The sequence below is a fragment of the Streptomyces sp. AM 2-1-1 genome, assembly GCF_029167645.1.
Lineage (GTDB): Bacteria > Actinomycetota > Actinomycetes > Streptomycetales > Streptomycetaceae > Streptomyces.
Genome location: NZ_CP119147.1, coordinates 6,497,939 through 6,523,539 on the forward strand (window position 1 = coordinate 6,497,939; position 25,601 = coordinate 6,523,539).

The 25,601-nt window shown below is 72.3% G+C and carries 13 protein-coding genes; 8 read left to right on the forward strand and 5 right to left on the reverse strand.

The genetic code is table 11. The features are described 5' to 3' along the window. Positions 1 to 111: 111 nt before the first annotated feature. On the reverse strand, positions 112 to 1,911 hold the full coding sequence (locus PZB77_RS28310; protein ID WP_275495470.1) for a cellulase family glycosylhydrolase: 1,800 nt from the start codon (positions 1,909 to 1,911) through the stop codon (positions 112 to 114). A gap of 611 nt (positions 1,912 to 2,522) precedes the next feature. On the opposite strand from PZB77_RS28310, the gene PZB77_RS28315 reads away from it, so the two are divergent. After that, positions 2,523 to 3,284, forward strand: a complete 762-nt coding sequence (locus PZB77_RS28315) for an HAD-IA family hydrolase (protein WP_275495471.1) — start codon at positions 2,523 to 2,525, stop codon at positions 3,282 to 3,284. Beyond that, positions 3,284 to 5,710, forward strand: a complete 2,427-nt coding sequence (locus tag PZB77_RS28320; protein ID WP_275495472.1) for a glycosyl hydrolase family 65 protein — start codon at positions 3,284 to 3,286, stop codon at positions 5,708 to 5,710. The genes PZB77_RS28315 and PZB77_RS28320 overlap by 1 nt, the downstream gene beginning before the upstream one ends. 172 nt (positions 5,711 to 5,882) lie before the next feature. On the opposite strand, the gene PZB77_RS28325 is transcribed toward PZB77_RS28320, so the two are convergent. After that, the gene (locus PZB77_RS28325; RefSeq protein ID WP_275495473.1) at positions 5,883 to 7,001 is read right to left on the reverse strand and encodes a lytic polysaccharide monooxygenase; all 1,119 of its coding nucleotides are present in this window, start codon (positions 6,999 to 7,001) and stop codon (positions 5,883 to 5,885) included. A gap of 927 nt (positions 7,002 to 7,928) precedes the next feature. Further along, entirely contained in the window at positions 7,929 to 8,951 is a 1,023-nt protein-coding gene (locus tag PZB77_RS28330) for a LacI family DNA-binding transcriptional regulator (RefSeq protein WP_275495474.1), read from the reverse strand. A gap of 733 nt (positions 8,952 to 9,684) precedes the next feature. On the opposite strand from PZB77_RS28330, the gene PZB77_RS28335 reads away from it, so the two are divergent. Next, on the forward strand, positions 9,685 to 11,058 hold the full coding sequence (locus PZB77_RS28335; protein WP_275495475.1) for a cellulase family glycosylhydrolase: 1,374 nt from the start codon (positions 9,685 to 9,687) through the stop codon (positions 11,056 to 11,058). Positions 11,059 to 11,355: 297 nt separating this feature from the next. After that, positions 11,356 to 11,787 (forward strand): DoxX family protein, encoded by a 432-nt coding sequence (locus tag PZB77_RS28340; protein ID WP_275495476.1) that lies wholly within the window; start codon positions 11,356 to 11,358, stop codon positions 11,785 to 11,787. Between the two features lie 285 nt (positions 11,788 to 12,072). Here the strand turns inward: PZB77_RS28340 and PZB77_RS28345 are convergent, their stop codons facing one another. Then, positions 12,073 to 14,160 (reverse strand): SpoIIE family protein phosphatase, encoded by a 2,088-nt coding sequence (locus PZB77_RS28345; RefSeq protein ID WP_275495477.1) that lies wholly within the window; start codon positions 14,158 to 14,160, stop codon positions 12,073 to 12,075. A gap of 526 nt (positions 14,161 to 14,686) precedes the next feature. Further along, the gene (katG, locus tag PZB77_RS28350) at positions 14,687 to 16,942 is read right to left on the reverse strand and encodes a catalase/peroxidase HPI (RefSeq protein WP_275495478.1); all 2,256 of its coding nucleotides are present in this window, start codon (positions 16,940 to 16,942) and stop codon (positions 14,687 to 14,689) included. A gap of 363 nt (positions 16,943 to 17,305) precedes the next feature. Between katG and PZB77_RS28355 the strand changes: the two genes are divergently transcribed. The 4 genes from PZB77_RS28355 to PZB77_RS28370 all read left to right on the forward strand — a co-directional run bounded on the left by PZB77_RS28355 (position 17,306) and on the right by PZB77_RS28370 (position 25,601). Then, complete coding sequence (locus PZB77_RS28355; RefSeq protein WP_275495479.1) at positions 17,306 to 17,716, forward strand: Fur family transcriptional regulator; 411 nt, start codon at positions 17,306 to 17,308, stop codon at positions 17,714 to 17,716. A gap of 642 nt (positions 17,717 to 18,358) precedes the next feature. Further along, positions 18,359 to 19,219 (forward strand): DUF4132 domain-containing protein, encoded by an 861-nt coding sequence (locus PZB77_RS28360; RefSeq protein ID WP_275495480.1) that lies wholly within the window; start codon positions 18,359 to 18,361, stop codon positions 19,217 to 19,219. Further along, the gene (locus PZB77_RS28365; RefSeq protein WP_275495481.1) at positions 19,216 to 24,381 is read left to right on the forward strand and encodes a hypothetical protein; all 5,166 of its coding nucleotides are present in this window, start codon (positions 19,216 to 19,218) and stop codon (positions 24,379 to 24,381) included. Before PZB77_RS28360 ends, PZB77_RS28365 begins: the two co-directional genes overlap by 4 nt. Then, complete coding sequence (locus tag PZB77_RS28370; protein ID WP_275495482.1) at positions 24,378 to 25,601, forward strand: AAA family ATPase; 1,224 nt, start codon at positions 24,378 to 24,380, stop codon at positions 25,599 to 25,601. Before PZB77_RS28365 ends, PZB77_RS28370 begins: the two co-directional genes overlap by 4 nt.

Genomic DNA, 25,601 nt, shown 5'->3' on the forward strand with positions numbered 1-25,601 from the left:
CTCCTCCCTCACCTGTACCGCCGGGCCTTGGTTCGGGTTTCCCGGAATATCGGTGGGGCGACTGCGAGGGCGCGAGTGATGTCGTCGCAGGGGCAGGGGCAAGGGCTGTGGTCAGGCTGTCGTGCAGGTCCTGCCGTTGAGAGTGAAGGTGGTCGGGGCAGTGTTCGTGGCGCCCCTGTTGGCGATGAAGCCGAGAGTGACGGAACCGTCGGCGGTGATGGTGTTGGTGTAGGAGGCGGGGATCACGCTCACGGACCCGCCTGTCTGGGTGGGGGTCCCGCCCCACATGTTGTTGACGGTCTGGCCGTTGGCGAAGGTGAAGCCGAGCTTCCAGTTGCTGACAGCGGCGGCGCCGGTGTTGCGGATGGTGATCTCGCTCTGGAAGCCGCTTCCCCAGTCACCCACCACGCGGTAACCGACGGAGCAGGTGCCGGCCGGGGTTCCGGTGGTGGTGATGGTGACGGCGGCCGAGCGGGTGGAGCGGTTGCCGGCCGCGTCCTTGGCGTAGACGGCGAAGGTGTAGGCCGTGCTGCCGGACAGCCCTGTGACCGTGGCCCGGTTGGAAGCCGAGCCGGCCACCTGCGTCTCGGTGCCCCCGGTGACACGGACGACCTCGTAGCCGGTGACCCCTACGTTGTCCGTGGAGGCCGCCCAGTTCAAGGTCGCGGAGGTGGCCGTCACCTCGGAGGCGGTGGGAGTCCCCGGAGCGGTGGGCGCAGCGGTGTCACCGCCGGGATCACCGGGGGTCTGGCTGAGCAGGTGCGCCTTGAAACCTTCACCGTAGGTGGTGGTCGGTGTGCCGTTCCAGTCCTCGATGAGCACATTGCCACCGCTGCAGCCCCAGGGGTTCCAGGTCCAGGCCGTGTACCCGACCTTGTTGGCGTCCGCCCAGGCCGTTACCCGGTCGATGTAGTCGTGGGCGCAGGTGTCCTGACCGATCTCGCCGGCCTGGACCGGTACCTGGGCGGCGACCGCTCCGATGTTGCTGTCCCAGCACGAGGTGGTCACGCAGCCGTTGAAGTTGTAGGAGTGCCATGAGGCCATCAGATTGCCGGTGGGGTCGGCCGGCTTGAACTCCAGCCACCGACTCAGGTTGTTCGTCCACTCCAGACCACCCGACATGATCACGTTGGTGGCACCGGTGGCGCGTACCGCGTTGACGAGGGTCTGCATGCCGGCGACCGGGTAGGTGATCCCGGCGCAGGTGCCACCGTCACGCAGACAGGTCCATGCGGCCGTGGCGTCGGACCAGTTGTTGGCCGCGTCCGGGTACGGCTCGTTGAACAGGTCGAAGATGACCGCTCCGTTCCCCTTGAACATCGTGGCCACCTCGGACCAGAACGTGGGGGCGTAGCGCGCGTCCGGCATCGGCTTCTGACAGGTGGCCGCGACGTCCGGGCAGCCTCCGCCGGGGCCGGTGTACTCGCCCCACGTCCAGTGCAGGTCGAGAATGACGTTGATGCCGTTGGCCACCAGAAGGTCCGCGTAGGTCTTGACCGCCTGCTGGTAAGCCGCCGCGGTGGGCGCTGTCGGAGGTAAGTTCCCAGTGCCCAGCCAGCACTCCTCGTTCAGCGGGATCCGGACAGTGTTGATCTTCCACGCCTTCATCGCGTCGACGGCCGCCTGGTCCGTCGGTCCGTCGAATATCTCCTTGCCCTGGACGCAGCCGAACTCCCCTCCGGACCGGTTGACGCCCAGGGGGCGGAACGTGGAATCTGCCCCGGTGACCAGGCGATTGCCCGAGACGTGCAGTGCCGGCGCCGCGGCGACCGCCGATGCCCTGCCGTCGGCGGCCGACTGACCGCCCGCCGCCGGGGCCACCGCCGAGGCCGGGCCGCCGAAGCCGGCCACCGAACCCGCCACAAGCACTCCGACAACGCCGAAAGCCCGAAGGGCTCTTCGCATACTCATCGCACTCTCCCTCAACGCACGTACATGACCGATCACTCCACAGAGGACCGCCCGGGCACGAAACCGGCCTCGAAGCGGGTTCCCTGGGGGGCAATGCGCCTTTTCTGGGCGCATGACCTTCGATACTGCGCACAACGCCGTTCCGACGATCGTGGGAGCGCTCCCACGTGGAGCGAGCGTAGACGCGCCGGGCAACCGGACGGAAGCTCTCTGCAGGACTTGTTTCCGCCGTCGAACCCTGAGACTTCGGAAGCGGGCGGAGGAGGATGGTCGACGGTAGCGGGATGGGGGCGAATCACGCGTACGACCGGCGTCCGCAGGGCTCAACTCCTGCCCGCAGCCCCAAGCGGTCGGTGGCTTCCGAACACGGCAGGCCCCGGCCGCGCCCCGGGGCGGAGGGCCCGGCGAGCGAGCGAACGGGCCAGGAGGACGGCCTGTCGGGCAACGGCGCCGGCTCCGTGCTTACGGCCCGGCGGAGGCGGACGGACGCGCGTGGTCCGCAGGACCGTCGAAACTCAGGAGACGTGAGCACCACGGGAGCCACGAGGGGCGGGCCGGACCGGAACCTGGTGCTATGGAACGGGACGCCTTCGTCGAAGGGACCACCGGTCATGGCACGCGCACCGTCACCAGCCGCAGTCCTGCTCTCCCAGCACGCCGTCGTCTTCGACACGGACGGCGTGATCACGGACTCCGCTCCGGCACACGCCGCGGCCTGGAAGGAAGCGTTCGACGCCTGCCTGGCCTCCCACGAAGGACAGAGGCCCTTCGACGAGGTGGACGACTACCGGCGCCACGTCGATGGCAAGTCGCGCAAGGACGGCGCCACCGCGTTCCTCCTCTCCAGGGGCATCGACCTGCCCGAGGGCGACCCCGACGACCTGCCGGGCACCGGGACGGTGTGGGCCGTCGCCGCGCGGAAGGACGAGGTGTTCACACAGCGTCTGCGCGACGGCCCGATCGCGGTGTGGCCGGGGACGGTCCGCCTCCTGCGCGTCCTGCACGACGCCCACGTGCCGATCGCCGCCGCTTCCGCGTCCCGGCACGCCACGGAGCTGCTGGCCGGGGCCGGCCTGCTCACCCTCTTCACGGCGGTGGTCGACGGCAACGAGGCGCGGCGCCTGGAGCTGCCCGGCAAACCGGACCCCGCCCTGTTCACCGAGACGGCGCGGCGCCTGGGGACCCCGCCCGGGGACGCCGCCGTCGTGGAGGACGCGCTGGCCGGGGTGGAGGCGGGCCGGCGGGGCGGCTTCGGACTCGTCGTCGGGGTGGACCGGACGGACAGCCCCGAGGGCGCCGCCGACCTGCGCCGGCACGGCGCGGACCTCGTGGTGGCCGACCCCGGGGACCTGCTGATCACCGGGGAGGACTGATGGCACGCGGATGGACCTGGGCCTACGAGGGGTACGACCCGGAGAAGGAGCGGTTGCGGGAAGCGCTGTGCACGCTCGGCAACGGCTACTTCGCCACCCGCGGAGCCGCGCCGGAGACGTCGGCGGGCGAGAACCACTACCCGGGCACGTACGTGGCGGGCTGCTACAACCGGCTCACCTCCTCCGTCCAGGGACGCCAGGTCGAGAACGAGGACATGGTCAACCTCCCGAACTGGCTTCCGCTGCGCTGCCGCATCCGTCCCACCGGCTCCCGCCCCGGCCCCTGGCTGACCCCCGACCACGCCCACCTCGTCGACCACCGGCAGTCGCTCGACCTGCGCGGCGGCACGCTGACCCGTCACTCCGTGTACGAGGACGGCGACGGCCGTAGGCTGACGGTGCGACAGGAGCGGCTGGTCCACATGGGCGACCCCCATCTTGCCGCGCTGCACACGGAGTTCACGGCGGAGGGGTGGTCGGGCGAGCTGGAGGTGGAGGCCGCGATCGACGGCGACATCCGTAACGAGGGCGTGGCACGCTACCGCGAACTGGCCGACCGCCACCTCGTCGGCTGGGAGACCGGTACGGAGCCCGGTTCCACGGTGTGGCTGCGCTGCAGCACGGTGGAATCGGACATCGGCATCGCCCTGGCCGCCCGCACCGTAGCCTCCTGCGGGCCGGAGAAGAACGGCGACCACCGGGCCGCACCGGAGCAGCGGGCCCGTGCGGTCCACCAGCGACTGCTGCTCCCGCTCGCCCCCGGATCGGGCGCCGTCGTCGACAAGACGGTGGGTCTCTACACCTCCCGCGACCCCGCCATCGGCAGTCCGCTCCGCGCCGCCGTGGCGGCGGTGGGGGACGCGCCGGCCTACGGCCGGCTGCGAGCCTCGCACCGCCGGGCCTGGGCGAGCCTGTGGCAGCAGGTGAAGCTGGAAGTACCGGGCGACCCCGGACGCATCCTGCGGCTGCACCTCTTCCACGTCCTCCAGACGCTTTCCCCCCACACCGCCGGACTCGATGTCGGGGTACCGGCGAGAGGCCTGCACGGTGAGGCGTACCGGGGACATGTCTTCTGGGACGAGCTGTTCGTCCTGCCCTTCCTGAATCTGCATCTGCCGGACGTGTCACGGGGGTTGCTCGATTATCGCTACCGGAGGCTCCCCGCGGCCGTCGCCGCCGCACACGCGGCGGGCAGGTCGGGGGCGATGTACCCGTGGCAGAGCGCCGACGAGGGGCGCGAGGAGACCCAGGAGGTCCACCTCAACCCCCGCTCGGGCCGCTGGCTGCCCGACCGTTCGCGGCTGCAGCACCACGTGGGCTCGGCGGTGGCGTACAACGTGTGGCAGTACTGCCAGGCCACCGGTGACACGGACTACCTCTACTCCAAGGGCGCTGAGATGGTCATGCAGATCGCCCGCTTCTGGGCGGACAGCGCGGAGTGGGACGACTCCCTCGGGCGGTACCGCATCCGCGGAGTCGTCGGGCCCGACGAGTACCACGACGCCTACCCGGACTCCGACGCGGCGGGGCTCGACGACAACACCTACACCAACGTGACGGCGGCCTGGGTGCTGGCACGGGCCGGGGAACTCCGCACCTGCCTGCCCCCGACCAGGTGCGGGCAACTCCTCGAACAACTCCGGCTCGACCCGGCGGAGATGGACCGCTGGGATGACATCTCCCGACGCCTCTACGTGCCCCACCACCAGGGCGTGATCAGCCAGTTCGCCGGCTACGGAGACCTGGAGGAACTGGACTGGGCCGGTTACCGGCAGCGGTACGGGGACATCCGGCGCCTCGACCGCATCCTCGAGGCGGAGGGTGACACCGCCAACCGCTACCAGGCGTCCAAGCAGGCCGATCTGCTGATGCTCGGGTACCTCTTCTCACCCAAGGAGCTCGACGCGCTGTTCCGGCGGCTCGGTCACGAGGTCGACGACGAGACCTGGCGCGCCACGGTCGACTACTACGTGCACCGTACGAGCCACGGCTCCACTCTCAGTTCACTCGTCCACGCCTGGGTCCTGGCGAGGGTCCACCGCGACGACGCGTGGGCCTACTGCGAGGAGGCACTGATCGGCGATGTGGCCGACATCCAGGGCGGTACGACGGAGGAGGGCATCCACCTGGGCGCGATGGCCGGGACCCTCGACTTCGTCCAGCGCGGCATGACGGGTCTGGAGACCCGCGACGACGCCCTGTGGCTCGCGCCGGCCACGCTGCCCCAGCTCTCCAAGTTCCGTATGAGACTTCGCTTCCGCCACCACTGGGACGTGGACCTGCGCATCCGCGCCGAGCGTCTCAGGATCGCCGTGCCTGACTCCGACCGGCCGGGGGTCCGGGTGAGGCTGGACGGCAGCACCTACGTCGTCGAGCCGGGTACGGCCCGGTGGCTGGAGATCCCCGACGACACCTCCGGCGCCTGACGAAGGGGCCGAGTGCCCGGCACGCCCCGGCCACGGGAGGCTTCGGCCCGGTGCGGGCTTCGCCGCCGCCGACGCGGCAACCGCCGCGCCGGGGTGCCGCCCCGGGCCGGGGCACGCGTGACGGCGCCGGTTCCCCGCCCGCTGCGGGGACCGGCGCCGCTTCCTCCGGTGGTTACGGGTTGACGCAGCCGATCGAGCCGACCGGGAAGTCATTGCCGGTCGATGTCGCCGTGAAGCCGAAGGTGACGCTGCCCTCGGGCGGGATGGTCCGGTTGTAGTCGACGTTCTTGACCGTCAGCGTGCCGTCGGACCCCGTGGTCAACGCACCGTTCCACACACTGCTCACCTTGGTGCCCGTGCCGGGCGCCCACTTCACGGCCCAGCCATCGCGCGCCGCGGTGCCGTGGTTCATGACTTGGACGGAACCCTGGAATCCGCCGCTCCAGGAGTTGGTCACGCTGTAGACGGCCATGCACCCGGTGTGCGGATCATTCGGTGTGGGCGTAGGCGTCGGTGTGGGAGTGGGTGTCGGCGTGGGAGTGGGCGTCGGAGTGGGTGTGGGCGTGCTGCCCGAGCCGCGGATGCCGGTCACCTCGCCGTTGCCGCCGTCGAAGACGATGTCGGAGCAGGAGAAGAAGTTCTCCTGGCTGTCCGAGCGAACCCACTGGATGAACATCACCGCGTCGCCCGAGCGACCCGACGGCAGGGGCAGGTTCCAGTAGTAGTGGCCACCGTCCGTCCCCGGTGAACCCACCATCGACGGGTTGGTGACGGTCTGGATCAGCTCCAGGTCGTCCCAGCCCAGTTCGGTGCTGGGCGAGTAGCCGGGCTTGGACAGGTACACCCGGAACGAGCCGGGGTGCGCGGCCCAGTTGCTGTGATCGACCTCGATCGTCCTGCCGGACGTCAGGTGGGTCCGGGGCCAGTCGGCGCGGGCGGCGTTGTAACCGGTGAAGTTGTACGGGGATTTGTCGCCGGCACTGCACAGCTTTCCGTCCGGGACGTAACCCGCGCCGCGCCCACCGGCGTTGGAGTCGAGTACGGCGAACCAGTTGTACAGCGCGGTCGCGCCGCTCTCGTTGAGCGCTGCCTTGCACGCCGGGTTGGTCGGGTCCAGAGCGCCGGTACTGGTCTTGGCGTCGAGCCAGCAGAGGTAGGTCCGCGATCCCGGCGTCATCGTCACACCGTGTGCCTGGGCGTTGCCTTGGCCCAGTAGGGTCAGCGCGAACCCGCCGAGCAGCGTCGCGAGCACCGCCGCCAGGGAGACGAGTCGTTTCTTGCGTTGAGCCATGGAAGTCTCCAGTGCCTGTGTGGGGTTGTCTTCCGGTCGGTCCTGTCCGCCGCGCCCCCTGCCCGGTGGGGCGAACCCCGCCGGTCCGGCGGTGCTCCCCGACCGACGGGCGAGGAGCACCGCCGGCGGCGTGCGTGGAACGGACGGGCGGTGTGCTCCGGACGAAGTGGCCGGCAGAGGGGTGGGGAAGGGCGAGCGTCGGTACGGGCCGTCACGTCGTACGTTTTCTACGGTCCGTATGCGGGCCGGCGCGTCGTACTTCTCCGAGTCGCATCGGGTGCTGAGCGGCACGCGCCGCCGGTGCGGTGCGCGCGGAGTTCCCCGACTGCCTGCCGAGCGCTGTCTGTCCGGACCTCTGGGGAAGGGGTGGCCGGATGAGGCGACCAGGGATCGGGATGCTCCCACCATCTGCGATGGGAGCGCTCCCATGTGCGAGTTCACGGCAACTGTAGAAGTGTCGCCGTGTCCCTGACAACCCATCGGACATGAGCACGTGCGGACCGGATCCGGAGTGGCTGGTCAGAGGGGTGGTGAAATGCGGCGGAGGTCGCCCGTGCTCGCCCATGAGATGGGAGCGCTCCCGTCTGGCCGGCTCCAGCGGCTTTGGCAACCCCGGACCGGGTGCCGTCGCACGGCGCGGAGGTCGAGGGCCCCGCGGCCAAGGCATCTGCCGGGATCGACTGGTCGCATCCCCGTCCCGCGGTGGTACCGGGCGGGCACATACGCCGGATGCCTCGCCGTGGGGCCGGCCGGGAGGCGGCGGTCCCGGTCCCTGCGGGGCCCACATGGCCCGGCCCGTTGTTTCCGGATGTTCCCGGTCCCTGCGGGGCCCACATGGCCCGGCCCGGTGTTCCCGGATGTTCCCGGCCCCTCGGGCGTGGCCGGGTGCGGCTCGGCCCGAGGTGCCGTCATGGGTGCGCGGGCGGCTCAGGCCGACTCGCGCACCACCAGCCGAGTCCGCAGGATCACGTGGCGCCAGGCCACTTCCGGCTGATTCATCTCCTCCAGCAGCAGTCGCACCATGGTCCGGCCGATCTCCTCCATCGGCTGGCGGACGGTCGTCAGCGGCGGATCGGTCTGCTCGGCCAGCTCGAAGTCGTCGAATCCGATCACCGCCACGTCCTCCGGTACCCGGCGCCCCGCCGCGTGCAGGGCGGTCAGCGCCCCGGCGGCCATGCTGTCCGACGCGGCGAAGACGGCATCCACCTCCGGGTGGCGCTCGATGAGCCCGGCCATCGCCCGCCGCCCGCTCGACACGGAGAAGTCGCCCTGGACGACGAGTGACGGCTCCGTGGAGAGTCCGGCCTCCTCCAGCGCCTCCTGGTAGCCGCGCAGCCTGCACCGGGCGACGTACATCTCGGGCGGGCCGGTGATCGTGGCGATGGCCGTCCGTCCGCCGCTCACCAGATGGGCCACCGCCGCCCGCGCACCGCCCACGTTGTCCGCGTCCACATAGGTCACCTGCTCGTCGCTGGAGCGCCTGCCCAGCAGCACCGTGGGCAGGCCTGCTTCGGCCAGCATGTCCGGCAGCCGGTCCTCGGCCCGCACGGACATCAGCAGCGCCCCGTCGACCCGGCCGCCGCGCACGTACTCCACGAGCCGTTGCCGTTCGGCGTCGGTGCGGACGAGCGTGAGCAGCAGTTGCACGCCCGACTCGGCCAGGGCGTCCCCGACGGCCCGGGCGACCTCCGAGAAGAACGGCTCGCCGAAGAGCCGCCAGTCCGTCTTCGTCATGACCAGTGCGACGGCGTCCGCGCGCCTGCCGGCCAGTGAACGCGCGGCCAGATTGGGCACATAGCCCAGTTCGTCGATGGCGCGCTGCACGGCACGGCGTGTGGACGCCTTGACGCCCGACGCGTTGTTGATCACTCGGGAAGCCGTGCTCCGCCCCACTCCGGCAAGGGCGGCCACTTCCTCCAACGTCGGTGTGCCGAAACTGCGCTTCAGCATGTTCCCACCCCCAGAGCGCCCGATCCTACGGCCCGACGGGCGCCCCCGTGTGGCAGCCCTGACGGGTCGTCGGTGTCCGCGCCGCCCGCCACGTCCCGCCGTGGGCGGTACCGACGTGGTCATCGAGGCCGGAGAGGCGGATGCCGTCAAGGGAACGCCGGCGAAGAGGCAGGGGTCGGGCGGGGGATGTGACGCGTCGTCCGTCCTGGCCGGCCGCCGGATCCGCGCCTGAGGCGACGGACGTCTGCCCCGAGTCGATCGGACCGCCGTGCGTGGCACCTCGGCGGCAACACCGCCCGGGCGAGGACGGTTCCGGTCCGTCGGAGGGCCGAAGGGCCGCTTCCCGGCGGTGGCGTTCACCCCGGTCGCGCGGTCGGCGGGCGGGGGCGTCCTCCTGCGGTCAGCGGGGCGTCCGGCAGCCCCCGCGCGCACACCGCTCGCGGCGAATCGTGTCCGAGAGCTTGACGGTGCGTCGTGCGACCCCGAGATTGGGAGCGCTCCCACTTCAGTTCCCCCGGTATCGCGACCTCCGCGCTCCCGTAGCTGTGCACCCCCACGACCCTCGGACCGGCGCCATCGGCCTGCGGGAGGCTCTCACGACGAAGAGCGGTCGGCTCGTTCCGGTCCCACGCCCAGGCCGGAGCTGCGGATCGGACGGGACGGGCCGCTCCCGGGACACGGCTTCTCGGGAGCGCTCCCATCGCGTGCCCCCTTTCGTACGAGGAGGAATGCTGTGAAACGCTTTCTGGCCCTACTGGCGACCTGCGCGACGATCCTGGGCCTCACCGCTCTGTTCAGCCCTCAGGCGGTGGCCGCCGCCGGATGCAAGGTGGACTACACGGTCGCCAGCCAGTGGCAAGGCGGCTTCCAGGCCGGCGTGAAGATCACCAACCTGGGTGAGCCCGTGTCCGCGTGGACGCTCAAGTTCACCATGCCCGACGCCGGGCAGAAGCTCGTCCAGGGCTGGAACGCCACCTGGTCGCAGTCCGGTTCCACGGTCACCACCGCCGGCCTCGACTGGAACCGCGCGCTGGCCACCGGCGCGTCGGCCGACGTCGGATTCACCGGATCCTTCACGGGTACCAATCCGAAGCCCACGGCGTTCACGCTCAACGGCGTCGCCTGCACGGGCTCCGTCGGCGAGGAGCCGCCGCCCGTGCCGAGCACCGGCACTCCCGTGGAGATCAACGGACAGGTGCACGTCTGCGGCGTCAACCTGTGCAACCAGTACAACCGCCCCATACAGCTGCGGGGGATGAGCACCCACGGCATCCAGTGGTTCAGCGCCTGCTACAACAACGCTTCCATGGACGCCCTGGCGAAGGACTGGAAGGCTGACCTGCTGCGCGTCGCCATGTACGTGCAGGAGAGCGGCTACGAGACCGACCCCGCGGGCTTCACCAGCCGGGTGAACAGCATTGTCGACATGGCCGAAGCCCGTGGCATGTACGCACTGATCGATTTCCACACGCTGACGCCGGGCGACCCGAACTACAACCTCGCACGTGCGAAGACGTTCTTCGCGTCCGTCGCGGCCCGCAACGCGAACAAGAAGAACGTGATCTACGAGATCGCCAATGAGCCCAACGGCGTGAGCTGGAGCGCCATCAAGAGCTACGCCGAGCAGGTCATCCCGGTGATCCGGGCCGCCGACCCGGACGCGGTCGTCATCGTCGGCACCCGCGGCTGGTCCTCGCTCGGGGTCTCCGACGGATCCGGCGAGAGCGAGGTCGTCAACAGCCCCGTCAACGCCGCCAACATCATGTACGCGTTCCACTTCTACGCCGCGAGCCACAAGGACAACTACCGCGCCGCGCTGAGCCGGGCAGCCACCCAACTGCCCATGTTCGTGACGGAGTTCGGAACGGTGAGCGCCACCGGTGGGGGAGCGATGGACCGGGCGAGCACCACGGCGTGGCTGGACCTGCTCGACCAGCTGAAGATCGGCTACGCCAACTGGACCTTCAGTGACGCGCCGGAGAGCAGTGCGGCGCTCCAGCCCGGCACCTGTGCGGGCAACGACTACAGCAGCAGCGGCGTGCTGACCGAGTCGGGCACGCTGCTCAAGAGCCGGATCAGCACCGCCGACAACTTCCCCACCCACTGATCCACCCGCCGACCCGCGCGCCGACCTGCGACAAGGCATCAGCCGTGCCTGAAGCCCCGTCCGCCGCAGGATGCGCCTGACCGGCGAGCCCCTCACTCTCGCCGCCTCCCCGAGGAGGCGGCGAGAGCGAGGGGAGGGCCGGGCCCACCTGCCGATGGTCCCAGTGATCGGTCCTGAGTCGCCCCGCGCGGCGGTGCGGCCGTAGTGCAGGCGGTGGCCGTCTTCCGCCCACCGCCCCTGTCTTTCCGGACGGACGCCCCGGGCCCGGTCCGGGATCCAGCGAGAGTGAGGAAACCAATGGGTCTGCTCGACAAGAACCGTGATTCTGTACTCGGACTGTTCCGCGCCGTCATCGGGTTACTGTTCGCCTGCCACGGGGCGGCGACCCTGTTCGACGTGTTCGGCGGCGCCCACGGCGCGTCCCCCGGCCTGTGGGAGTGGCCCGGCTGGTGGGCCGCCCTCATCCAGTTGGTCGGCGGCGTCCTGGTGCTGGTGGGCTTCGGCACGCGGGTCTCCGCGTTGATCTGCTCCGGCTCCATGGCGTACGCCTACTTCAGCACCCACCAGGGGACCGCGCTCCTGCCCATCGAGAACGGCGGTGAGGCGGCCGCGATGTTCTGCTGGGCCTTCCTCCTCATCGCCGCCCTGGGACCGGGCCGTTGGGCCGTGGACCAGGTCGCGGCGCGGAGCGACGACACACGGACAGCGGCTCCGCTCCCACGGCACTGAGCCGTCGTCCCGGCGTCCGGGCGCGCCGATCCCTTTCCTGGTTCCCGGCCACCGGGGGAGGCGGGCTCGGGCCCGGGACCTCGGGTGGCGACCCCCGCCGACGTGAGGTCGTGACGTCGGCAGGGGTCGTATCCACGGACGGGACCACCAGCCGGGGCGGTCAGTGTGCCCGCCGGTACCACCCGTGACCGGTCCGTGCGCGTGTCGGTCCCGGCGACCTCTTGGCTCAGCCGCGGCGACCGGCCACCAGCCGGCGCAACGGGTTCGTGCCCTCCGGAGGGCCGGTCAGAGTTCCGGTACGGCGTCGAGGTCGAACGCATCTTCGGCCGGTGCGTCGGTCGACGGTCCGTCGAGCCGCTGCTCGCACCAGATGGTCTTGTCCCGGCGCCCGTGGCGGACGCCCCAGCGGTTGCTGAACCGCATCACGATGTAGAGCCCGCGACCTCCTTCGTCGCTCTCCCGCGCGTGACGCAGATGAGGGCTGGCGCTGTTGGCGTCGGTGACCTCGGACAGCAACCGGCCGCGGTCGTGGATGAGGCGCAGGCGGACCGGCCCGGTGCCGTAACGGATCGCGTTGGTGACCAGTTCACTGACGACGAGTTCGGTGGCGTATGCGGCGTCGTCGAGATCCCAGGCGGCGAGCTGGCGTTCGACGAGCCGTCGCGCGGTTCCCACGACGGAGGCGTCGGCGGGCAGCGTCCAGTCCGCCACCCGGTCCGGCGGGAGGACACGGGTGCGTGCGAGCAGGAGCACCGCGTCGTCGTGGCGGGACGGCGCCATCCGGTAGACGGCGGTGTCGCACAGCTCCGCCAAGGGCCGGGTGGAGGAGGCGAGCACGTCCGCGAGACCGCGCGCGGCGGTCGTGCGGTCGTGGCCGCCGGCGTCGAGGAGGCCGTGGGTGAAGTGGGCGAGGAGGCTGCCCGGCAGGAGTTCGGTCTCGGCGGCGAAGTAGGCGCGCCCGCCGCCCGCCCCCAGGGGAGGCCCTTCCGGAACGTCCACCGTGCGGCGGGTTCCGTTCGGGTCGATGACCAGCGGTGCCGGATGTCCCGCGCGGATCATGGTGCAGCGCCGGGAAACGGGGTCGTAGACGGTGAGGGCGCACGTCGCCACCTCCTCGCTCCCGCTCCGCGCGGCGGTATCCACGAGCTGGGCGCAGACCTCGTCCAGATGGGTGAGCAGTTCGTCCGGTTCCAGGTCCTGGAGAGCGAGTGTGCGCACCGCGATCCGCAGCTGACCCATGGTGGCCGCGGCCTCGATGCCGTGACCGACGACGTCGCCGACCACCAGGGCGACCCGGGCGCCGGACAGGGGAATGACGTCGAACCAGTCGCCACCGGCGGTCTCGGGCAGGTAGACGTGAGCGGTCTCCACTGCCGTGAGCTCGGGGATGGTACCGGGTTGCAGCCTGCGGTGCAGGGTCGTGGCGATCGTGCTCTCGCGGTGGTACCTGCGTGCGTTGTCGAAGTGTGCGGAAGCGGTGCTCGCCGCTTGCCGGGCCACGTCCAGGTCCGCTTCCTCGAAGGGGTCCGGCCGGCGCCGGTACAGGGTCAGCAGTCCGAGGACGGTTTCCCGGACCACGAGCGGAGCGACGATCATGGAGTGCACGCCTGCTGTGATCAACGGAGCGAGGTCTTCCGGGGCGGCGGACAGCCACGGGGTGTCCTGCGAGACCCGCACGAGGCGTGCTCGCGCGTCTCCCAGGGCCTGCGTGTACGGCGTGGCGAAGGGGAACGGGCGGCTGTCGCCGTCCTTCCGGCTCCGAGCGGCCCCGGCCGGAGCGAAGGACACACGGCGCAGGGGAGCGTCGTGCGGCGGCGGGACCGCCGGCCCCGCGACGTCCCCGCCGTCGTCCAGCAGGTCCACGCTCACGGCGTCGGCGAAGGCGGGCACGAGGGACCGGACGAGTCCGTCGGCGATGGTCCGGGTCTCCAGCGTCGAGCCCAGCGCCGCGTGCACGCTGCTGAGAACCGCCAGCCGGTCCGCCGCGGCCTGCCGTTCGGTCACGTCCTCGACCAGACCCACGACCAGGCGCTTCGCTCCCTTCGCCGAGCCGCTCAGCGGGAACAAGGAGATCTCCAGGGCGAGGGTCCCGTACGGGGCCGACGGTGAACGTCCCCGTACCAGCCGGCGTCGCAACGGCTCACCTGTCGCGAATGCCTCGTCTATCAGCGCCGCGGCGGTGTCCGCGTCGAAACCGGGGGCGAAGTCCCCGATCTCGTGCCCGATCACTTCTTCGGCGGACAGCTCGCGCACCCCCCGGCCGGAGGGGTTGTAGCGCGTGACCCTGTGGTCGGCGTCGAAGAGGAACAGGCCTTGGGGCGAGTCCGCGAACAGCGCGTTCAGTACCGCGGCCTCATCGATGGAAGCGTCCACTGCTGCCGGCTCCCTTCGCGGACCACCCCCCTCACCATCCCGCATCGTCCGGGCGCGGCAAGTCGGCAGGCTCGGCGCGGGTGACGAGGCGGCGCGTCGTGAAGGTGGGCGGCGCCCTCTTCTCCACACCGGGTGACGACCCGCTGCGCCCGGGCTCCGACGGGTGCGACCGATCCGGTCCGTCGTCCTCGGCACGGAGGTCACCGCCCGCATACAGGACGACCGTGCGATGAGCGCCCCGTACGACGGGTGAGCGGGGACCGGCGTTCCCCGGAGGGGGGTGGGAGGCACCGGGTTTCCTCCTGGTCCGCCCGGTCGATGGGTCACGCGGATCATCGCCCCGGCGGCCACCGGGCGCGGGGGAAGAACTGCCGGCAGGCTCCCTCCGGAGGGAATTGACCCCAGCGGCTGCGCGCGGATCAGCGGGTTCCGTGCGGCGGACAGCACTGCGGGGCCGGTGCGTGCGCACCGGCCCCGCAGCCGGAGTGTGCCGGCTACTGGTGGAACAGCCGTGGCCCGGTCACGGTCAGACCAGGTCGAAGCGGTCGAGGTGCATGACCTTGGCCCAGGCGGCGACGAAGTCCTTGACGAACTTCTCCTGCGCGTCGTCGGCCGCGTACACCTCGGCGAGGGCGCGGAGTTCGGAGTTGGAGCCGAAGACCAGATCGGCGCGGGTGCCCGTCCACTTGACCTGGCCGGACGCGTCGCGGGCCTCGAACTCGTCCTGCGCGGCGGACGTCGACTTCCAGGTGGTGCCCAGGTCGAGCAGGTTCACGAAGAAGTCGTTGGTCAGCGTGCCGGGGCGGTCCGTGAGGACGCCGTGCTTCGAGCCGCCGGTGTTGGCGCCCAGCACACGCAGGCCGCCGACGAGGACGGTGGTCTCCGGGGCGCTCAGCGTCAGCAGGTTGGCCCGGTCGAGGAGCAGGTACTCGGCGGGCAGCCGGCTGCCCTTGCCGACGTAGTTGCGGAAACCGTCGTAGACGGGTTCCAGGGCGGCGAAGGACTCGACGTCCGTCTGGTCCTGCGTGGCGTCGACCCGGCCCCCGGTGAACGGAACCTCCACCTCGACACCGGCCTCCGCGGCCGCCCGCTCCACGGCCGCGTTGCCCGCGACGACGATCAGGTCGGCCAGCGACACCTGCTTGCCACCGTCGGCGTTGAAGGCTTCCCGGACACCCTCCAGGACCCGCAGGACCCGCGCCAGCTCGTCCGGGTCGTTCGCCTCCCAGCCGCGCTGCGGCTCCAGGCGGATCCGGGCGCCGTTGGCGCCGCCCCGCTTGTCGCTGCCGCGGAAGGACGCGGCCGAGGCCCAGGCGGCCGAGACCAGCTGTGCCACCGTCAGGTCCGTCGCGAGGACCCGCTCCTTGAGCGTGCCGATCTCCGCGGCGTCCAGCGGCTCACCGGTGCGCGCGGGCAGCGGGTCCTGCCACAGCAGCACCTCGGAGGGCACCTCGGGACCCAAGTACCGCTGAATCGGGCCCATGTCACGATGCGTCAGCTTGTACCAGGCGCGCGCGAAGGCGTCCGCGAACTCCTGCGGGTTCTCGTGGAAGCGGCGCGAGATCTGCTCGTAGGCCGGGTCGAAGCGCAGCGCCAGGTCGGTGGTGAGCATCTGGGGCTTGTGCTTCTTCGACGCGTCGTGCGCGTCGGGGACGGTCGCTTCCGCGTCCTTGGCGATCCACTGCTGCGCACCGGCGGGGGACCTGGTCAGCTCGTACTCGTAGGCGAAGAGGTTGTGGAAGAACTCGTTGCCCCACGTGGTCGGCGTGCTGGTCCAGGTCACCTCCAGGCCGCTGGTGATGGTGTCGCCGCCCTTGCCTGTCCCGTAGGAGTTGCGCCAGCCGAGGCCCTGCTCCTCCAGCGGGGCGCCCTCGGGGTCCGCACCGACGCTCTCGGCCGGGCCCGCGCCGTGCGTCTTGCCGAAGGTGTGGCCACCGGCGATGAGGGCGACCGTCTCCTCGTCGTTCATCGCCATCCGGCGGAAGGTCTCACGGATGTCGCGGGCGGCCGCGATCGGGTCCGGATTGCCGTTGGGGCCCTCGGGGTTGACGTAGATCAGGCCCATCTGGACGGCGCCGAGCGGGCTCTCCAGCTCACGGTCGCCGGTGTAGCGCTCGTCGTCGAGCCAGGTGGTCTCCGGACCCCAGTAGACGTCCTCCTCCGACTCCCAGACGTCCTCGCGGCCGCCGGCGAAGCCGAAGGTCTTGAAGCCCATGGTCTCCAGGGCGACGTTGCCGGTGAGGATCAGCAGGTCGGCCCAGGACAGTGCCTGGCCGTACTTCTTCTTGACCGGCCACAGCAAGCGGCGGGCCTTGTCCAGGTTGCCGTTGTCCGGCCAGCTGTTCAGCGGGGCGAAGCGCTGCTGACCGGCGCCCGCGCCACCGCGGCCGTCGCTGATGCGGTAGGTGCCGGCGCTGTGCCACGCCATCCGGACCATCAGCGGTCCGTAGTGGCCGAAGTCGGCCGGCCACCAGTCCTGCGACGTGGTGAGCACCTCGGCGATGTCCCGCTTCACCGCGGGCAGGTCGAGGGATCGGAAAGCGGCCGCGTAGTCGAAGTCCGCACCGAGGGGGTTGGCCACGGCGGGGTTCTTGGCGAGGATCTTCAGGTTGAGGTGGTCCGGCCACCACTGGCGGTTCCCGCCGCCCTGGGTGGGGTGCGCCGCGCGGCCGTGGGCCACGGGGCACCCGCTCGCCTGTGCCTCGGGTACCTCGGGGACGGCCGTCTCGGGCGAGTCCGGGGTGACGGGATCGAAGACGTGGGACTCGTGGTTCTCGGTCATGGACAATCCTTCCGGACCCGGCGGGTCGGTGGGCGCTGAACGGGGGAGGAGGATTCGGGCCGTGCAGAAGGGGCACGCTCTGTGCCAGAGTCTCGCCCTGGTCCGCGCGGACACCTCACGCGACACGGATGCGGAGTATGCCGGGCGGTGCGACGAGGACGGCGCTCGACCGGCGGTGTCCCGTCACGTGTCTCTGCTGCCGTACCGGAGTCTTCCTGTCTCTTGGATGTCGCCGGGTTCGATCCTACGATGGACTTCGTCCAAGTCAAGAAGTGCGCTAAAACCATAATGACGGGGCGCGGCGTCAGCGGATCTTTCCGAGGGCCGTGGTTGCTCCCCGCGAAGCGGAGCAGGTGAAACGAGATGAGCGACCTCCTTCAGCGGCTGCGGCATCGTGGCTGGCGGATGACCTCGCAGCGGCGCGTCGTCGCGGAGGTGCTCGACGGTGAGCACGTGCACCTGACGGCGGACGAGGTGCATCTGCGTGCCGCCGCGCGTCTCCCCGAGATCTCCCGCGCGACCGTCTACAACACGCTGGGCGAACTCGTCGCGCTCGGCGAGGTGCTGGAGGTGTCCACCGTGGGCCGGGCCAAGCGCTACGACCCCAACGCGCGCCGTCCCCACCAGCACCTGGTGTGCTCCGGCTGTGGCACGGTCCGAGACGTCCACCCGGCCGGCGATGCCCTGGGTGACCTGCCCGAGGCCGAGCGGTTCGGCTTCGCCGTCGGCTCGGTGGAGATCACCTACCGCGGTGTGTGCCCGGCCTGCGCCTGACCGCGGTGGCACCGCCGCCCACCGGCACCCCTGCCGCCCATCCTCCGCCCCGGCCGACGGTCGCGGTACACGTCACGCCTCTTCCACCGCCCCCGCTCCGATCCTCCCCGGGCTCTGCCCCGCGCAACGTCCCGTCTCCGGCGGACCGGAGGCGGGAACGCCCGGCCCCGGTCACCGGTTGACGGCACGCCGGGGAACGCGGGTGCCACGCCGCTGACCACACCGGCCGGCGGGGGCCGCCGGGCCAGGGGCCGGCTCGGCGGGCCGCCGGGTCCGCCCACAGGACATGGCCGGAATGCGGCGTCACCCTCACCCACCCCGGCACGCGCGGCTTCTGCCCCGACGGTCGGCAGGCGGGCCGCGGCTGACGGGCCGGTATCCCCGCCGGGGCGTGAGGAGTGGCGGTCCCGGAACCCGACGGATGCCTCCTGCGGCGCACGTGCCCCGGTCCCGCACGGCGTGCCACCCGCCCGGGCGGCCCCTGCCGGAAGCGGGCCCGCAGGGCGGGGCGGAGGGAGCCGGACCCGTTGTCACTGGCGACGCCTAGAGTCTCTTCCACTCGTCACGGTCCGTTGCCGTCGGCGGGTTTCATCAGCGTGCCGCCGGTTCGGCGGCCGTACGGGACGACGGGGAGAACAGCGCATGGGGTGGGTTCCGGCGGGCGACTACGAAGTCGCCCTGGAAGCGGGCAAAGTGGTCTGCCGCAACGGGAAGGGCCGACGGCTGAAATCCGTCCCGGCCGGCCTCAGGGACGACCCGGCGGTGGTGGGCCTCCGGCAGCTGACCGAGTGGCTGACCCGGCACGAGCACCAGTGCCTGAGCGATGTCGAGCAGTGGATGGTGCGGTCGCTTCCCGTCCCCACGGCCGTGCTCGCCCGGGTCTGGCCCGACCCGGCGTGGCAGGCGGCCCTGCGGGACGTGGTGGTCACCGGCGCGGACGGTGGAGTGGCCGGGTTCCTGCGCGATGTCGATCCCGACCGCGGACTCGGACTCGTCGACCTCGACGGCGACACGGTCCGCATCACCCCGGACATCGTCAGCGTGCCCCACCCCGTCCTCCTCGACGACCTCGACGAGCTGCGGGAGTTCGCGGTCGAGCTGGGAGTGCGCCAGCACGTGGACCAGTTGTTCCGCGAGGTGTGGCGCCGCCCGCCCGGGCTCGCCCCGGAGACCACCTCCGTGGACACCTACGGCGGCGGCGTGTTCAAGGAAGTGCGCTTCCTGCACGGTCGCGTCACCCAGCTCGGCTACCGGGCGCGCGGCGGATACGCGATCTGCCCGGTCATCGAGGGCGGCGCCACCGCCGAGGCGCGTATCTGGATCGGCGAACACGACGGATACGACGAGACCGGTACCGAGACGGGCCCCCTGGGCTGGACCGACCCCGCAGGGCGTGCGCTGACGCTGGCCGAGGTCGGCCCCGTCGCGTGGTCCGAGGGCATGCGCATGGCGGCGGCGCTCTACGCCGGCCGCGACGTGGCGGACGAGGAGCGAGCGGCATGAGCATCACGACGACGAACACCCCCACCGGTCCGGCGGCACCGGGCGCCGTGTCCCTTCCCGTCCAGGCCCGGGGCGACAGCGGCGCGGCTCCCGTCGACGAGGCCCGCGCGGCGGCCCTGCTGGACGCGGGCGCGATCCTCCCCGTCGGTACCACCGACCGGGACGACGCGGACGCGCTGACCGCCCGTGCGTACACGCACCACGCCCTCGGCGACCGGCCCGTGGTCCGGCTGGTGCCCGGCACGCTCGGCGAAGCCGAGGACCTGGCCCTCGAGTTCCTCGGGCTGACCCGGACCGCCGAGGCCCCCGTCGTGGGCCAGGTACGCCGCGAGACCCTGGGCTTCCCCGCGTGGGCGCTGGTCAACGACCCGGCCAACGGGCACCACGCCCTGGCTCTGGTCAAGGACATCGAGCGGCTGGGCCGGCAGGCCAAGACCCGCGCCGGGGCCGCCAAGGAGGGCTTCGACGCGCTCGGCACCCGGCTCGGCCGTGCCGTGCCGCACTTCCTCCCCACCTACTACGAGCAGGTGGCACGCCTCTTCCTCCAGGCGGAGAACACCACGTACGCCGCCTCCTTCTTCGGCAAGGCCCGCGAGGCCGAGCGGGTGCACGGACTGGTGGTGGACGAGGACCGGCAACGGGCCGTCTTCCTGGAGTTCGCCTTCGCCGGTGCGCTGACCGTCAAGGCGCTGCGGCAGTACGTGCGCGATCTGGTGGCCCGGCTCGGAGCGGCGGACGCCTGGACGCAGTTCCGCCGCCTGCTGGTCGAACGCTGCGCGGCCGGTGTGCCTCCGTACGCGGCGCTGCCGCAGGACGTGCGCGCGCTGGTCAAGGCCGCCGGGCTGGACCGCGAGGCCGCCGAACGCGAGCTGGTGGCGGATCTGATCGACTCACCGGGAGTGGTCCGCGCCCCCGCTCCGTTCTGGACGGCCTACCGCTCCGCGCTCGTCGCCCTGGCCCGACGGGACGCGAGCGTGCGGATCCGGCTCCTCACCTTCTTCCCGGAGACCTTCGGCGAGAGCGGCCGGGACACGGACGGCGAAAGCGGCTGGCTCGCCCTGCTGGCCGAATCCGGTGCCGAGGAGCTGCTGACCGCCGTCCCGGACACCTCCGACGACGCTGTCTCCCCTTCCCCGGCGGAGTGGCTCGCCCGCTGGGAGGCACACCGCCGGAACCACCGGGTCACCTCGGGCCGCAGCCCGCAGACCCTCGACCTGGCCGCCCGGATGGCGGACCGGTTGCGCGCTGACGGACGCCCCGTCCAACTGTTCCAGGGCCGCTGGCAGACCACGGCCGACCTGGACCTCCTCGACCTCTGCCTGGCCTCCGGCGTCCCCGTCTCCGAGCCGGACGACCAGGACGCGGGCACCCGCGGTCTCCCGGTCGGCCAGTGGCTCAGCGACACCGCGCCCGGTGCGCGGGATCTCGCCGCCGTCGCCGCGCGACCGGCCTTCCGCGCCCTGCTGCGCCGGAACGTCGGCGGGCTCGGCGACGGACGCGGTCAGCGACTGGACGACGCGGGCATGGCCAAGCTCGCGGCGCACCCCGTCCTCTCCGCGATCCTGCGCGAGTGGCTGACCGCCTGCGCCGAGGAGTACGCGGCCACGCGGGGTCTCCCCGGGCTGTACACCGCCTTCAACAGGCTCTCGGCGTTCCGCGCCGTGGCCGCGGACGTCGCCCCCGAGGCCGTGCGCCTCCTGGAGGAGCACGACATCGTGCCGCTGCTCGCCGCCACCCTGCGTACCGGCGTCCTCGACGAACTGGGCTGGCCCGCGCTCGACGAGACCTACACCGAACTCGCCGCCGAGGTTGCCGCCGCCACCGGTCAGCGGCACCGCCGGTCGGAGGGTGTGGGTGTCACCGGAGCCTGGCCCGCGCTGATCCTCCACACCCTCGAACGGGCCGTCGTCGTCGGCCCGGAGGGCGTTCTGCTGCGGCACACCGTGCGGCCGCCCAGCACCGTGGACCACTGGCGTACGTACGCCTTCCGCTACGTCGACGGCGAATTGCTGGTCATCTGGTGGGAGGACGGCAAGCAGCGCGGCTACTGGTCGCACCGACCCGCCGACGTGTTCACCGTCGGCGGTGAGGAGACCCCCCGCTGGGGCGGCTCCCGTGCCGCGGACGAAGTTTCCCTGCCGCTGCCGGGTGGGGGCCTCGCCACCGGCGGCAGAGCCCTGCACGCGGGAGACACCTCCCTCCCGCCCCGGCGCGCCGTCATCTCGGACGGCACCGGCCACTGGCGGGAGGGCCACCAGGGCACGCAGCGGGTGTGGCTGGAGTACGACCCGGCCACCGGAACGCACGGCCGCGCGTCCCTCCCCGCCTTCCTCCGCTCCGGGGTGCGGGACGGCAGCCGGCTGCTCACCGAGCACTGCCAGGTGCTGCCCCTCCAACCCGGTCTGGAGAAGACCCCGTTCGGCACGGACGGCACCGTCCTCGGCCGCTGGGTGCGCCGCACGGTCACCGAGCCCGGCACGGCCGCCCCCGCCGACGGGCACCGCATCGTCGCGGGCACCCCCGACGGTCACACGGTCGCCCTGCCGCACCCGCTGCCCGGCGGCGGTTCCCCGGTGCCGCTCGGCGCCCTCACCCTGCCCGGCGGCTCCCGGCCCGTCGCGGCCCTGCACCACCGTTCCGTCGAAGTGCACCCGGCGGACACGGACGGCGCCGGGAGCAGTTTGTGGTCCGTCACCACCGGCGCCCCCGGCGGCAACGACGCGGCGGGCACCCCCTACGTGCCTCCCCTCGCCTACTGGCACGCCCTGCGTCCGAGGGACGAGCGGGGCTCCACCGCTCTGCGGAACCTGACGGACTCCCGGGCGGGCGAGATCTTCGAGGCGGTCGTCGACGCGCTCGTCGCGCACCTCCAGGCGTTCCGGGCCGTCGAGGAGTACACCGGGCCCTCCTCGCGGGAACTGAGCGAGGAGGCCGTCGCCCGGGTGCTGCCCGAGGTGTCCGACCCGCGGCTCCTCACGGGTGTCACCGCGCTCGTCCGGGAAGCGGTGGACCGCGCCGCAGCGACCGCCCGGTACGTGGAACCGCCCGAGCCCGTGCGGCCCGCCACGCCCCAGGACACCGCGCGCATCCGAGGCATGTTCTTCGACCACGAGCCCGAGCACGGCGACGACACGACCCTGCGGGACGCCTCCGCCTGGAGCTCCGAGCGGATGCGCGGCACCAGCTGGTGGGGAGCCGGCCGCCGGTGGACGACGATCCGGCAGATCCTCGCCGTCAACCATGTCCTCGGCGGCGAACCGGCGTTCGGCCCGCCCACACCGCCCAACGTGCCCTTCGCCCCGGTGGACGGCTGGCAGCGGGACGAGTACGTCGTGCCCGGCGATTCCCTGAGCTGGACCTCACTCCTCGACACGCTGCCCGAACTCGCCTACCGGGCCGCCTCGGCGACCACCTCCCCCGAGCACCGCGCGGCGCTCCTCGTCCTCCTGGACACGCTCGCCGCGGGCCCGCTGGCCGACCCGGCGGGCACGGTCCGGCAGGTGGAACTCGTCGAGCCGTTCGGCACGGCGACCCCCGGAACGGGACGCCAGGAGGTCGTGCACCGCCTCGGCCAGGTGCTGCGCAAGGGCGCACGCACCGTGGTGGTCATTTCCGACCGCGGCCGGAACCCCCTGAACGACGCGGCACGCTGGCTCGCCCTGGACCACGACCCGACCGGCGCCTTCGGCCCCGTCCCCGGCTTCACCCTGGACCGTGAGCACGTCCACCACACGGGCGTCGCCCGCGACCGGCTCGCCCGGCTCACCGCCCTCGTACGGGAACAGGGCCCGGCACCCTGGCGTCCGGAGGCCGCCGAGGCCTTCCACGCGGCCACCGGAATCGGCCCCCTCCAGTCCGTCGCACTGCTGTCGGCCGCCGTCGAAGAGCCCGGCGCCGAGGCGCTGGCGCTGCTCGGGGTGAAGACGCGTGCCTTCGAGACGGCCCGGTCCAGGCTGGACGCCCTGCCCCACGACGACCGGCACGCGCTGCTCCGGGCGCTGCTCCCCGCCGATCCCGCCGAGCTGTGGTCCACGGGCCCCGACGTCCGGGCCGCAGCCGAGGTCTGGCAGAAGGGCCTGGCCTCCCTCGTCCGCGTCCCCGAGGAACTGGACCTCGACCTGTCGGGCACCACTTCCGTCGCCGTCGACCTCATCCTCAACACCGGCTCCCGGACATGGCTCGACCACGGCACCGCCGTCCCGGACGGCACCGGTCGTCCGGTCCTGACCCGGGTAGCCGCGAGGGGTGCGGTCTCCTCGGCCCTGACCGCCCTGCGCACCCTCGCCTACACGCTGCCGTACGGGCACCCCCTGCGGGCGCACCTGCCCGTCGGGCTCGCTGCGTTGCGTGACCGCCTCGCCGACCCGGGCCTGGTACTGGACCTCGGTCTGGAGTGGACCGAGGCGGGGGGTTCGATCGGCCCCACCGTCCGCGCCGCCCACGGGCTCCCCGAGTCCGGCGGCGCCGACGCCGACGGACTGGTCCGGGCCGGCGCGGCGCTGCTCCTCGCTCCCGGCCACGGCACCAACGAGAGGCTGCTGATCCGGCCGGCCGGACTGGCGGGACCCGACGACCCGGCGTTCGGCCTCGTCGAAGGCGTCTTCGGCCCGCACGCCGCCGGGGATCCGCTCGCCCTGCGCGCACTGCTGGGTGAGGAGACCGCCGCACTGGCTTCGGCCGGTGCCCCCGACGGTTCCCCGCACCACCCGGCCCAGGATCCGGCACGCGCGGTGGGGGAGTTGGTGGCCGAGGCCGCCGGCACCCTCCAGCTGAGCGCGGACGCCGCCGCCCTCTACCTCATGCTGCTCGCGCTGCCCGACCCGACGGACCGCAACTGCGTGCGCTGGACCGAGTGGAAGCCCGCCCGGGTCAAGAAGGCCCGCGCGGAACTCGCCGCCACGGATCTCGTCGTGGAGGCGAAGCGCTCGCGCGCCGGCCGCACCCTGTTCCTCCCCTGCGGCTGGCTCGAACGCGGGGCCCCTGGACTCCCGCTGGAGACCTGGAAGGAACGCCTGTACCCGGTGACGGGGTCCGCCCGGACCCTGCCCCACCTCCCCGTGCCCGAGCTGTTCGCAGCCGCCTGGGCGCGGGTCCGCGAAGGCGACGCCCCCGCCTTCGAAGAACTGGACACCCGCGCAACCCGGAAGGGCCGCCGCCGATGACGAACGACGCCACCACCACCATGGACGACCCTTCCACGGGCGGTGTCCCCGCCCGGGCGACGCCGCCCGGCCGGGAACACCGCCAGGTCACGCCGCCCGAGGACCGGTACGCCACCGAGCTGGCCTTCCTCGCCGCCCACGACTCCGGCCCCCGCCCTCTCGGCTGGCTGCTGACCCCGCGTGCCGTCGTCACCTTCGTGATGGGCAGCGCGGGAGAGCCGCTGAGCCTGCCGAAGGGCGCCCGGCCGGCAGCGGAGGTGCCTCGCCGCCTCGTCATCGAGCAGAAGTTCGTCGGCGAGCGCGCTCTGGTCGAACGGTGCGTGGTCACCCTCGCCGGAGAGCGCGGACTCCTTCTCGTGGGCGAACCCGGCACCGCCAAGTCCATGCTCTCCGAGCTGCTGTCGGCGGCGGTCTGCGGGACCAGCGCACTCACCGTGCAGGGCACCGCGGGCACCACCGAGGACCAGCTCAGGTACGGCTGGAACTACGCGCTGCTGCTCGCCCAGGGACCCACCGAGCAGGCCCTGGTGCCCTCCCCGGTGCTCACCGCCATGACCCGGGGGGCCGTCGCCCGCGTCGAGGAGGTCACCCGCTGCCTGCCGGAGGTCCAGGACGCCCTCGTGTCGCTGCTGTCCGAGCGGCGGATCGCCGTCCCCGAACTCACCGGCGGCGAGGGCGCTCAGGTGCACGCCGCTCCCGGGTTCACCCTCATCGCCACCGCCAACCTCCGGGACAAGGGCGTCTCGGAGATGTCCGCCGCCCTGAAGCGGCGCTTCAACTTCGAGACCGTGGGCCCCATCGGGGACGTGGACGCCGAGACCGCGCTCGTCCGGCGCCAGTCGCGGGCGGCCGTCGAACGCGTGGGCGCCGCGTACCAGGTGGACGACGCGGTCCTCGAGGCCCTGGTCACGGCCTTCCGGGACCTGCGCGAGGGCCGCTCCGCGGAGGGCTGGGAGGTCGAGCGCCCCTCCACGGTGATGAGCACCGCGGAGGCGGTCTCCGTGGCGGGCGCCTTGGGCCTGGCCGCCGCCTACTTCCCCGGCGACCGGGACGTCCTCTCGCTCCTCCCCGGCCACCTGCTCGGCGTCGTCCGCAAGGACGACCCCGCCGACGCGGCCCGGCTGCTGGGCTACTGGGACGGGCCCGTGCGCAGGCGCGCGGAGCAGGGGTCGGCCACCTGGCGCGCCCTGTGGGAACTGCGTGCGGTGCTGGAGAACTGA

Excerpts from the sequence above, each read along its gene's own strand:
- PZB77_RS28355 (WP_275495479.1), top strand. The coding sequence starts at position 17,306 with ATGAGCGACCTCCTTCAGCGGCTGCGGCATCGTGGCTGGCGGATGACC.
- PZB77_RS28310 (WP_275495470.1), bottom strand. The coding sequence starts at position 1,911 with ATGAGTATGCGAAGAGCCCTTCGGGCTTTCGGCGTTGTCGGAGTGCTT.
- PZB77_RS28320 (WP_275495472.1), top strand. The coding sequence starts at position 3,284 with ATGGCACGCGGATGGACCTGGGCCTACGAGGGGTACGACCCGGAGAAG.
- PZB77_RS28315 (WP_275495471.1), top strand. The coding sequence starts at position 2,523 with ATGGCACGCGCACCGTCACCAGCCGCAGTCCTGCTCTCCCAGCACGCC.
- katG (WP_275495478.1), bottom strand. The coding sequence starts at position 16,942 with ATGACCGAGAACCACGAGTCCCACGTCTTCGATCCCGTCACCCCGGAC.
- PZB77_RS28370 (WP_275495482.1), top strand. The coding sequence starts at position 24,378 with ATGACGAACGACGCCACCACCACCATGGACGACCCTTCCACGGGCGGT.
- PZB77_RS28365 (WP_275495481.1), top strand. The coding sequence starts at position 19,216 with ATGAGCATCACGACGACGAACACCCCCACCGGTCCGGCGGCACCGGGC.
- PZB77_RS28360 (WP_275495480.1), top strand. The coding sequence starts at position 18,359 with ATGGGGTGGGTTCCGGCGGGCGACTACGAAGTCGCCCTGGAAGCGGGC.
- PZB77_RS28340 (WP_275495476.1), top strand. The coding sequence starts at position 11,356 with ATGGGTCTGCTCGACAAGAACCGTGATTCTGTACTCGGACTGTTCCGC.
- PZB77_RS28325 (WP_275495473.1), bottom strand. The coding sequence starts at position 7,001 with ATGGCTCAACGCAAGAAACGACTCGTCTCCCTGGCGGCGGTGCTCGCG.
- PZB77_RS28330 (WP_275495474.1), bottom strand. The coding sequence starts at position 8,951 with ATGCTGAAGCGCAGTTTCGGCACACCGACGTTGGAGGAAGTGGCCGCC.